Below are 11,363 nucleotides of genomic sequence, written 5' to 3'. Positions count from 1 at the left end.
GCCAGTCCGGCGCGTGCCGCGATCAGGCCAGGCGGCGGCGACGGGGTCCGCGGGAAGGCCCGGGAATGCGCTGAGCCTGTCGACGGGACGACCCGGCCTCCGGTTCACCGGAATCCACCGGCCCTCCAGCACCAGGATGGGCGTCGCCGACCTCGTGGTCATCAGGCGCGACCGGGATGACCAGGTGCGTGGGGGCATCGGGTGAACCGTCCACCGGCACGACGAGGTGGGTCGGCTCGGCTGTGGCCGCCTCCGCGAGGCGCCGCTCGCGCCGAGTCATCGGCGCCGCAGACACCCCGTCTCCCGCGGAACCGGCTGTCGAACCAGCATCCGCGCCGGCACCGACGTCACCGCGCCGCCGCGCCGCGCGGCGCTCGCGCGCTCCCTCGACGAGGTTGTAGAGCGTCGGCAGCACGAGCAGGGTCAGCAGCGTCGACGAGATGAGCCCGCCGATGACGACGATCGCCAGCGGCTGCGAGATGAACCCGCCGTGGCCGGTGATCCCGAGCCCCATGGGCGTCAGCGCGAAGATGGTCGCGAGCGCGGTCATCAGGATCGGTCGCAGACGGCGCGATCCTCCCGCGATCGTCGCGTCGTGGGCAGACAGCCCCTTCTCGCGGTACTGGTTCACGAGGTCGATGAGCACGATCGCGTTCGTCACGACGATGCCGATGAGCATCAGCACACCGATGAGCGAGGCGACGCCGAGCGGCACGCCCGTCGCGATCTGCAGCAGGATCGCTCCCGTCGCCGCGAACGGCACCGAGATGAGCAGCAGCAGCGGCTGCCGCAGCGACTTGAAGGTCGCGACCATCACGATGTAGACGATGAGGATGGCGGCGAGCGCGGCGAGCCCGAGCTGCGCGAAGGCGTCCTGCTGCTGCGTCAGCACGCCGCCGATCTCGGCATCCGCGCCCTGCGGCAGCTCGACCTCGTCGAGCGCATCCCGGACGATCCCGGATGCCGCGTTGAGGTCGTCGCCCGCGGGCGTCACGGTGACCGTCGCGGTGCGCTGACCGCGCTGCGTCGTGATGGAGGTCGGCCCCTCGCTCTGCTCGACGGTCGCGACGTCCTGCAGCGGGATGGGACCGCCGGCCGTCGGGATCGTCAGCTGCCGCAGCTGGTCGATCGACGCGGGCGCCTGCGACGCCGCGAGGTAGACGGTGAGCGAGGTGTCGTCGATCTCGACGGTTCCGATCGACTGCGGCTGCATCGTGCCCGAGACGATGCCGCCCACCGCGACCTCCGACAGGCCGCGGGATGCTGCGGCGTCGCGATCGACGGTCACGGCGATGTACGGCAGCGAGGCCGAGAGGTTCGACGTCACGTGGCTCACGCCGTCGGCATCCTGCAGCGAGGCGACGACCGCGTCGGTCGCCTCGCGGAGCGCGGTCTGGTCGGGCGCGGTGACATCGATCTCGATGTCGCTCGAGCCGAATCCGCCGCCACCGGCGGCGATCTGGATGTCGCCGACGCCCTCGAGGTCGGCGACGGCGCGCTGCACGCGATCGCGCACGTCGAGCTGATCGGCCGAGCTGTCGGTCGTGATCGAGTAGGTCACCCCGCCGCCCCCGCCCGAGAAGGCGTCGCGCAGCTGCGATCCGGACGAGCCGATCGAAACCTGCACGGCGTCGATTCCCTCGAGGCCGGTGACCGCGTCCTCGACGCGCTGGGCGGCGGCATCCTCCGCCTCGAGGGATGCCGCAGGCCCGAGCGTCTGCGTCATGGTGAAGGTGTTCTGACCGGAGTCGCCGAGGAAGTTCGTCTTCATCAGCGGCACGGCCGCGAGGGTGCCGCCGAGCACGAGCACCGCCAGCACCAGCGTGACGGCGGAGTGGCGGAGGGTCCAGCGCAGGACCGGCAGGTAGGCCTTCTGCAGTCGCGACGGCGGCGCCTCGGGGTCTTCGGGGTCGATGCGCCGGCTGTCGGGCGTCACGACGGGCTTACCCGGCCGCAGGAACCAGTACGCGAGCACTGGGACGATCGTGAGCGAGACGAACAGCGAGGCCGACATCGCGATGGTGACCGTCAGGGCGAAGGGACGGAACAGCTCGCCGGTCAGGTCTCCGACGAAGGCGATCGGCAGGAACACGGCAACGGTCGTGATCGTCGACGCCGTGATGGCGGCGGCCACCTCGCGAACGGCCAGGGTGATGGCCGCGAGCTTGTCGGCTCCCTCGACGTAGTGCCGCTTGATGTTCTCGATGACGACGATTGAGTCGTCGACGACTCGGCCGATCGCGATCGTGAGGGCACCGAGGGTGAGGATGTTGAGCGAGTAGCCGAACGCCTGGATGCCGACGAAGGTGATGAGCACGCTCGTGGGGATCGAGATCGCGGTGACGATCGTCGAGCGGACCGAGAGCAGGAAGACGAGGATCACGAGCACCGCGAAGACGAGGCCGAGCAGGCCCTCCTGCGCGAGGGCCTCGATCGACTGCTCGATGAACGGCGCCTGGTCGAAGACGACCGTGAACTGAGCCTCGCCGCCGAGGTCGTCTTCGAGCGCGGGCAGCGCGTCGAGCACGCCGCGCGAGACGTCGACGGTGTTGGCGGCGGGCAGCTTCGTGACCGCGATGGTCAGGGCCGGCTCGCCGTCGACACGCGAGATGGAGGTGACCGGTGACGGTTCCTGCGCGACGGTGGCGACGTCGCCGATCGTGGTCGTGCCGCCGGTGAGCTGAGCGGCATCCGTCGGCACGAGCGGCAACGCCGACAACTCGTCGACCGAGGCGATCTTCGCGCCGGTCTGCACGGTCAGCGACTGGTCGCCCTCGGTGATCTCGCCGCCGGGGAACAGGACGCCGTTCTGATCGAGCGCGTCGCGAATGGCCTGCTGCGTGTACCCGGCCTCGGCGAGCGCGGTCTGGTCGGGGGTGATCGTGATGCGCTCGACGCGGCCTCCGACGACCTGGGCGGCGTTGACGCCGTCGACGTCTTCGAGGTCGGGGATGACCGTGCTCTCGAGCCGGGCCTGCACCGATTCGGCGTCGTCGTAGCCGGTCACGGCCAGCTGGATCACAGGAAGGTCGTCGAGCGAGAAGCTCAGCACATTCGGCGTGACGCCGTCGGGGAGCTGGCTGTCGATGCGGTTGATCGCCTGCAGGATCTTCTGCTCTGCAGTGGCCAGATCGGTGCCGTAGGTGAACGACGCCTGGATGATCGAGGCGTTCGTCGAGCTCGTCGCCGTCGTCGACTCGAGCCCGGGCACACCCTGGATCGCGGTCTCGATCGGGGTCGAGACGTCGGTGTTGACGACTTCGGGCGAGGCACCGGGGTAGGTCGTGACCACCGAGAGCTGAGGCAGCTCGATCGAGGGAATGAGCTCCTGCTTGAGGTTCGTGAGCGCGAGGCCGCCGAACACCGCGGCGACGATCGTGATGAGCGCGATGAGAGCGCGGTTCTTCAGGCTCAGGACGGCGAGTTTCGACACGGGTTCCCTCGGACGCACCGGACCGGCGCAGGTAGGTGTGGTGCAGGCGAACGCGATGCGCTCGTCGATACATGGATGTATCGACTTCAGTATCCCACGGGGTCGCCGCGGAGGCGTGGGCTCAGCCTGGGAGCAATCCCCCGAGGACGATGCCGATCGCCGCGGCGATGACGGCCATGGCGAAGGTGCCGACGAGGTTGACGATCGCCCAGTCGCGCCGGCCGCGCCGCATCAGCTGGATCGTGTCGACCGACACCGTACTGAACGTCGTGTATCCGCCCAGCAAGCCGATGCCGAGGACGGCCAGCCAGTCGGGCGCGACGAGCGCGCCGAGTCCGGTCAGGAGCCCCAGCAGCCCGGAACCGGTGACGTTGATCACCAGGATGCCGACGGGGAAGGCATCGCGGCGCCCCCGCGTCAGGAGGACATCGAGGACGTACCGGATGCCGGCGCCCGCCCCACCCGCGACCACCAGGGCAACGAGCATCCCGGCACTCACCCCGTTCATGCGGCATCCCCGTCGCGGCGGATGCCGAGGGCGAGCCCGAGCGCCGCGGCGATGGCGCCGCCGGCGAGGCTGATGGCGATGAGCGCGAGCCCGACGATCGGCGCGGCGGTGGCGACCTGGATCGATTGCACGGCGAAGGCGCTGTACGTCGTGAACCCGCCGAGCACGCCGGTGCCGACGAACGCGCGGAGCCGGGGCCGGCTGACCGCCCAGCGACCGACGACGATGCCGAGCAGGAAGGACCCGAGCAGATTGCATCCGAGCGTGAGCGCGGGCACCGCGAGGGGGTGGGTCCATCCGGTGAACGGAAGAGTGAGCGCGGCTCGCACGGCGACGCCGGCCGCACCGCCGATCACGACGAGGACCAGCGTGAGCGGCGAGATGCGCGCCCGCTCGACCACGTCGCCACCGTAGACCCCGGGATGGGTCGGTGGGTGCCGCCACTCCGGGCACCCGCCGACCATCACCCCGGAGGAGACTCACCCCGCTACGCGAGAGCGACGCCGTTGGACCCACAGGAGGAGCGCAACCCCAAGACCAGCTGCGCCAGCCGCGACGAAGATCTCAAACGTGCCGGTGCCTCCGGTGAGCGGCAACTGCGGGACCTCCGACTGCACGTTCTCGATGGGGAGCTCGAACGCCGTGTCACCGCGCACGGTGATCTGACGCGGGGTGTCGTCGATAACATACCCGGCAGGGGCGCGCGTCTCCGTCAGAACGTAGTCCCCGGCAGTGAGACCGGAAACCGTGAACTCTCCTGCTTCCGGATTCACATCAGTGCCACGGCACTCGGCAGCTGCGCTTGCAACGCAATCCGTCACCGCGATCGCGGAGCCGATCGGGCTGCCCTGCGCGTCGACTCGCACCAGCGACCACTCTGACCCAGCGAGATGCTCCGCCGTGTCTCCCGCGTTCACCTTCTCCCACGAGAGCGTCGACGTCTTGACCATGATCCCTGCGGGATCGCAGGATTCATCGACGTCCGTGTCTGCGGGAACCGCGCACGCGTTGTTGATCAGTGGCCCGCCCGCGGCTTCGTCACCCAGCACGATCGAGTACTCGATCGTGACCGCGTTGTCTTCGCCCGGAAGCAGCTCCGGAATCACTGCCCCGGCTGCGAGGCCGTCGGGTAGGGGTTGCAGAGCGGCGAGTTCGACCCGGTCGTCCGTGACCCGCACATTCGTGAGCGTTTGATCACCCGTGTTGGTGACGACCAGGCGGTACCGCACCGTGTCCCCCGCGTAGCGCGTGGGATAGTCGTCCACGTTCTGCGCGTCGCGCCATTGCCCATCAGAGTCTTGCACGTACTTCTTCAAGGCAACCGAATTGACCGCGGCGATCTCGAACCTGCTCGAGGTGCGCATGCTGAGCTTGGTCCTCTCGGCACGAGCCTCTGCGACATTCACATAGACGTCCTCGGCGGCTGCCCCGAGGTGACCACGGGGATGGTGAACTGCTGTTGCGCGGACGGCGCCAACGCGGGACCGATGACGCGCACTGCCGTTGCGTCAGCCATGAAAGTGGTACTCCACCCCACCGTGTTCCCGCTCGGGTTGTTCGCTGCCCCATTCGACGGGTCCGCAGGGTCAGCCTTCAGCGTTGCGGGGGCGGCCCTGGTGTAGTACACCGTCGCGCCAGCGACCGCCTGAACGGGGCCGCTCAGCTGGTAGCCACCGGAGAAATTCGTCCCCCGGCCGTCACCGTTGTAGGGAAGCACATCGATCGTGTCCGTGAACGTTTGCGGCTTGACGTCGGCTGAGGTGATTCGTACGGTCCACGAGTCTCGTGCGACGCCATCCTGGTGGGGGACCTTCGCATTCTCCGCAGTCTTGGTGAGGAGGGTCAGCCCGCCGTCGCGGATCGTGGTTGTAGCGCTGGCTGTTGCCCGGTGTTGACCGATGCTCGAGGAAGCGTTGTTCACGAACTTGGCTCCCGCAACGGCGTTGCCCGGGATCGTCGCCTGGAAGGTAATGACGTAGTCCGTATTCGTGCTGACGGTTGCGAAGTCCCAGGTAAGGGTCTGCCCGGCCGCAGAGGTCGGCGCCACTGAGGCGCTGCCGGGCACGAAGCTCATCCCCGCAGGCAGGGTGTCGACCACCTTGTAGCCGGGCACGGTGATGTTCGTCGCTCCTTCAGCGCGGTAACGCAGTGTGTAGGTGACCGTCGCGCCCGGGATCGTCTCGCTCGGATCCACCTGCTTCACGATGGTGGGCTGGGCCACGATCACCCGCATCACGTCCCGGAACGCCCCGGTGAAGGGGTAGCGCGAGTTCGGTGTCGCGGTGCCGTAGGCGGGCTTGCTCGCCGCGTCCATCTGTCGGTTGTCAGACACCCAAGCACCCGAGCCGTACTTGTACGATCCCCATTGCCAGATGTCTTGCCCGTCGGCGACCCCTGCTTTGATCTTCGAGTCGACATACAGCATGACCAGCTGACGATCGGTCATGTCGAAGCCACTCTGGTTCCCGATAGCGGCTCGGACGGCCTTCACTCGGCTCCGATCAGCTGGGGGGGTCGAGACCCAGTCGCTGCTCCCCCAGCCGGTGTCGCAATTGAATGCATTGGGGTTGTATGAGGCGCTATTCGGATTCACTAGCGGGTCAGCGCCCACGTAGTACCATTCGACGACGTTCGGGTCGGGTGTGATTTTCCCCAAGCCATCGGGCCGCCCCACGGCGGCCTGCTGGAATTCGACGTACTTCGTATCGAGGATGCTGCACACCTGGTTCGTGGTGGCGTTCGTCGTCGGCACGATTGCAACGCCCTGACGCACCGGACCGCCGGCGAACTGCCGGAACGTGTCATCCCAGAAGCTTCCAATGGGGCGCGGACTCATGGTTTGAGGCTGCCACCCGCCGGTCTGAGTGCCGCGCGTATAGGGCACGGGGTGCGAGTTGTTGTTGGGGTCGTCAACGGAGGTCGCGCCGGAACTCGGAGCGGTGTACGTTGGCGCGCTTGCCGTCGCCGTGAGATTACCTGCACTCGTATACGGGAAGAACATTCTGATCTTTCCCGATGCAATGACATCCCAGCCCGAAGGCAGATCGACCGCAGCGCCATCCTTCGCCGGATAAGATGATTGCGCGTAATTCAGCCCACTCAGGATGAGCGTGAAGTTGTTCTTCGAGACACGCGTGATCGTGCATGAAGGAAATGCGGCCCGCTGGTTCGCAGGAGCAGCACTATCGGACCTCGGATATCCCGAGAAAACAAGGTCCAAGGGTTGGCAAGCTGCACCCGCGAAAAGCTGAACGTCCTGATTCAGTGAGTCAGTGATCTGAACACTGTACGAAACCGATGCGGGACCCGCGGGCCCATTGGGGCCGTGACGGAGCGACCATGGTAGATCGAACTCTTGATACGCGCCGTTATCACTGGGGTAGCTCCTGATCGAGCCGTCGAACTTCAGGTCCATCGCGAACGCATTCTTCACGGGCAGGAGAGGCAGTGCCGCGGAGACGCCACCCACACTCCCGGACACGGTGACGCGCTCGCCATCCTTCGCCTGCACCGTCATCCCGGTGATGACGAGTTCGGCGGTGCCCTGGTCTCGCGTCCCGACGTTGCACGTCATCGTCTTGCCGTCTGCAGAGATCGACGAGGCTGGGCTGACCCCCTCGACCTTGCATACGCTGGGAAGAGTGGTGAACACCGCTCCCTGGGCGGCGAAGGTGAGGGTGACATTGTCCACGGGGTCATTCGTGGGTGCGGGGCCGTCGTCATTGACGTTGTAGCGCCACGTCGTGCTGACCACGTCACCGGTCTTGACCGTGGTCGGAGTGTTCGCTCCCCACGCACCCTCGATCTGGTACGCGGTGGCGGCCTGAGCCGGCGCGGGGGCCTGCGCGGCGGCGAGGCCACTCAGAACCACCACTGCCAGAGAAGCCGCGCTGAGCTTCCTCAACCGTGTTCGCAGGCGCGACGGATGCGAACGTGCCGGTTCCTGCGGCACCGCTCTGACACGGGATGTGACCATAGTTCTGTTCCTCGGGGTTGTTCGAAGCTTGGTGCGGCAACGAATCGCGTGTCTTGTCGGGCGTCCAGGTCCTGCCGGTGGCCATTCGCCAGCACGACTCCCGCAGCGATAGCCACCACTGCGCCGCTGGTGAGCGGTAGACCGGCCCCACCTGTCTCGATGCTAATCACGGCCTCTTCTGAGGGCACGACGTTTTCGTTATACATAATGTCTTTTTTGTTTTCGTGATACAGAAGGGGTGCTCGAGCTAATGCAGAAACGTCGGGCAGCTGGAATCTGATGTCGAGCTAAAACTGCTCATATTTTCGGCTCAGGTGAGCTTCCCCAGCGCGTCCACCCGCCCCATCACGGCGTCGGGGACGGTCGAGACGGCGACGCGTCGCATCGAAGGGCACCGGTGCCGGCTTCGGCGGATGCCGCGGCCGCCGGTCGCAACCCAGCGCGTTTCCTATAGGATCGACGAAAGGTTCGCTTCCCCATCGCAGAGGAGAACGCAATGACGCGTCTGTTCAACGACCCCGACGAGTTCGTCGAGGACTCCGTCGCCGGTTTCGTCGCGGCCTCCGGCCGGTGGGTCCGCCCCGTCACGGGAGGTGTCGTCCGCTCGACCCGCGGCGCGGAGCCCACGGTCGCTGTCGTCGTGGGGGGCGGCAGCGGCCACTACCCCGCCTTCGCCGGGCTCGTCGGTCCCGGGTTCGCGCACGGCGCCGTGATGGGCAATCTGTTCGCGTCGCCGTCGGCCCACCAGGTGCGATCTGTGGCGAAGGCCGCGCACGAGGGTCGCGGAGTGCTCCTCAGCTACGGCAACTACGCCGGCGACGTCCTGCACTTCACCCAGGCTCAGGACCGTCTCCGCGAGGCGGGCATCGACTGCCGCACCGTGACGGTGACCGACGACATCTCCAGCGCTCCCCCGCACGAGCGTGAGAAGCGCCGCGGCATCGCCGGCGACCTCGTCGTCTTCAAGACCGCCGGCGCGGCCGCGGAGCAGGGCCACGACCTCGACGACGTCGAGCGACTAGCGCGGCTCGCCAACGACCGCACCCGCTCTCTCGGTGTCGCCTTCGGCGGCTGCACCCTTCCGGGCGCGACCGAGCCGCTCTTCACCGTGCCGCAGGGACGCATGGCCGTAGGCCTCGGCATCCACGGTGAACCCGGCATCGACGAGGTCGACATCCCCACTGCGGCCGAGCTCGCGCAGCTGCTCGTCGAGCGGCTGCTCGCTGAGCGGCCCGACGACGCCGCCCCGACCGGTCGCGTGGTGCCGATCCTGAACGGACTCGGCTCGGTGAAGTACGAGGAGCTCTACGTCGTTTACGGCGCCGTCGACCGGTTGCTGACCGAAGCGGGAGTCGAGGTCGTTTCGCCCGAAGTCGGCGAGTTCTGCACGAGCTTCGACATGGCCGGCGTCTCGCTCACCCTCCTCTGGCTCGACGACGAGCTCGACCGGCTGTGGCACGCGTCGTGCGATACCCCCGCATTCCGTCGAGGCTCGGTCGACGGCCGCGTCGTGGTGACGACCGTCGCCGACGACGACGATGAGATCGAGACGATCGGGCCGGCCGCGGAAGAGTCGCGACGCGCGGCCGCCGTCGTCGCTCACGCGCTCGACGCCGTCGCGGCGATGCTCGATGACCAGGCCGACGAGCTCGGACGCATCGACCGCATCGCGGGTGACGGCGACCACGGCATCGGCATGCAGCGCGGCAGTCGCGCGGCCGCGGCCGCCGCCTCACGTGCCGTCACCGCCGGCGCGGGTGCGCGAACGGCACTGCAGCACGCCGGCGACGCGTGGGCTGACAAGGGCGGCGGCACGTCGGGCGCGATCTGGGGCGAGATGCTCGTCGACCTCGGCGCCGCCCTCGGCGATGACGACGCGGTCGACGCCTCGGCCCTGTCCGCGGGCGTGGGACGCATGAAGGACGCCGTGATGTCGTTCGGCAAGGCCACGGTCGGCGACAAGACGATGATCGACGCGATCGTTCCCTTCGCCGACACGCTCCGCGACCGACTCGCTCAGGGCGATGCCCTGCTCGACGCGTGGGCGACGGCCGCCGACGCCGCACAGGCCGCCGCCGAGGCGACCGCCCAGCTCACCGCCCGACTCGGCCGCGCCCGTACGCACGGCGACCGCAGTCTCGGCACCCCCGATCCCGGCGCGGTCTCGTTCGCGCTGGTCACCCGCACGGTTCTCGATGTCCTGAAGGAGGACGCCTGACATGGCACTGCGACTGATCGTCGGCTCGGATGACGCCGGCTACGAGTACAAAGAACGCATCAAGGCCGACCTGGAGGCGAACCCCCTCGTCGCCGAGGTCATCGACGTCGGTGTCGACGCCGACAGCCACACCAACTATCCGGCAGTCGCGACCGCCGCCGCGGAGCGTGTGCGCGACGGCGAGGCCGATCGCGCGATCCTCATCTGCGGCACGGGGCTCGGCGTCGCGATCGCGGCGAACAAGGTCACCGGCATCCGCGCCGTGACGGCGCACGACTCGTACTCGGTCGAGCGATCGATCCTGTCGAACGACGCCCAGGTGCTCTGCATGGGCCAGCGCGTCGTGGGAATCGAGCTGGCGCGGCGCCTCGCGGCGGAATGGCTCACCTACACCTTCGACACCTCGAGCGCCTCGGCCGAGAAGGTGCGTGAGATCTGCGCATACGAAGAGGGGTGAGGTCTGCCCGATGATCATCGGCGCGAGCCTCAAGACCTATTTCTCGCACGCCCGCACGCTGACCTGGGTCTCGGAGGTCGCGGCGATCCTCGACGAGCACCCCGTACGCGATCGCGTCACCGCTTTCGTCGCGCCGCAGTTCCCCTCGATTCCCGGCGCTCTCGAACGCGCGGGGCGCCTGGCGGTCGGGGCGCAGGACCTCGCCGTTCATGACGCCGGCGCGTACACCGGCGAGGTCTCGGGAGCCGTCTTGGCCGAGCTCGGATGCCGCTACGCCGAGGTCGGGCATGCCGAGCGTCGTCGCCTGTTCGGCGAGACCGAGAGCGTGGTGTCCGCGAAGACTCATGCGGCGGTGCGGAACGGTCTCACCCCGGTCGTCTGCGTCGGCGAGGAGGACGAGGCGGGGATCGACGCTGCGATCGCTACCTGCGCGCAGCTGGTGCGCAGCGCCCTCGCCGATGCCGACGAGGCGGGCGCGAGCGGCGCAGTGGTGATCGCCTACGAGCCGCTCTGGGCGATCGGGGCGCCGGCGCCCGCGACATCCGAACACATCCGGTCGGTCTGCTCGGGACTGAGATCGCGAATAGACGCCGCCGACCGCGAGGTCTCGATCATCTACGGCGGCAGTGCGGGGCCCGGTCTGCTCTCGACCATCTCCGACGCCGTCGACGGCCTGTTCCTCGGCCGGTTCGCGCACGACCCGCGCGCAGTTCGTGACATCCTCGATGAGGTGGAGGCCCTCTCGGGGTGAGGCGCGCTCCGTGCGAACCG

Annotated in this window: 8 protein-coding genes; 3 read left to right on the top strand and 5 right to left on the bottom strand. The window is 68.2% G+C overall.

Translation table 11 applies throughout. The annotated features are described in order from the left end of the window. Nucleotides 1-22: 22 nt before the first annotated feature. The 5 genes from DO944_RS06500 to DO944_RS06480 all read right to left on the bottom strand — a co-directional run bounded on the left by DO944_RS06500 (nt 23) and on the right by DO944_RS06480 (nt 7,917). Nucleotides 23-3,433, bottom strand: coding sequence for an efflux RND transporter permease subunit (locus DO944_RS06500; protein ID WP_112615833.1), 3,411 nt, complete (start codon nt 3,431-3,433; stop codon nt 23-25). Nucleotides 3,434-3,554: 121 nt separating this feature from the next. After that, nucleotides 3,555-3,941, bottom strand: a complete 387-nt coding sequence (locus DO944_RS06495) for a CrcB family protein (protein WP_309300100.1) — start codon at nt 3,939-3,941, stop codon at nt 3,555-3,557. Further along, nucleotides 3,938-4,342, bottom strand: a complete 405-nt coding sequence (locus DO944_RS06490; protein ID WP_240309785.1) for a CrcB family protein — start codon at nt 4,340-4,342, stop codon at nt 3,938-3,940. Before DO944_RS06490 ends, DO944_RS06495 begins: the two co-directional genes overlap by 4 nt. A gap of 78 nt (nt 4,343-4,420) precedes the next feature. Then, complete coding sequence (locus DO944_RS06485; RefSeq protein ID WP_112615829.1) at nt 4,421-5,347, bottom strand: SpaA isopeptide-forming pilin-related protein; 927 nt, start codon at nt 5,345-5,347, stop codon at nt 4,421-4,423. Next, a complete protein-coding gene (locus DO944_RS06480; RefSeq protein ID WP_112615827.1) occupies nt 5,344-7,917 on the bottom strand; it encodes an isopeptide-forming domain-containing fimbrial protein in 2,574 nt (857 codons plus the stop codon). The genes DO944_RS06485 and DO944_RS06480 overlap by 4 nt, the downstream gene beginning before the upstream one ends. Nucleotides 7,918-8,413: 496 nt before the next feature. Here DO944_RS06480 and DO944_RS06475 point away from each other — a divergent pair, with 496 nt between their 5' ends. From DO944_RS06475 to DO944_RS06465, 3 genes are read left to right on the top strand one after another with little or no spacing between them, the layout of a single operon-like run. After that, entirely contained in the window at nt 8,414-10,135 is a 1,722-nt protein-coding gene (locus tag DO944_RS06475; RefSeq protein WP_112615825.1) for a dihydroxyacetone kinase family protein, read from the top strand. Nucleotide 10,136: 1 nt separating this feature from the next. Next, nucleotides 10,137-10,592, top strand: a complete 456-nt coding sequence (locus DO944_RS06470) for a ribose-5-phosphate isomerase (protein ID WP_023953069.1) — start codon at nt 10,137-10,139, stop codon at nt 10,590-10,592. Then, nucleotides 10,564-11,343: a triose-phosphate isomerase family protein gene (locus DO944_RS06465; protein WP_258524594.1), complete on the top strand. Its 780-nt coding sequence runs from the start codon at nt 10,564-10,566 to the stop codon at nt 11,341-11,343. Before DO944_RS06470 ends, DO944_RS06465 begins: the two co-directional genes overlap by 29 nt. Nucleotides 11,344-11,363 lie beyond the last annotated feature (20 nt).

It is taken from the genome of Microbacterium sp. SMR1 (assembly GCF_003289625.1).
Lineage (GTDB): Bacteria > Actinomycetota > Actinomycetes > Actinomycetales > Microbacteriaceae > Microbacterium > Microbacterium plantarum.
The sequence above is the reverse complement of the archived record's forward strand: the minus strand, read 5'-3'. Positions and strand labels throughout refer to the sequence as shown.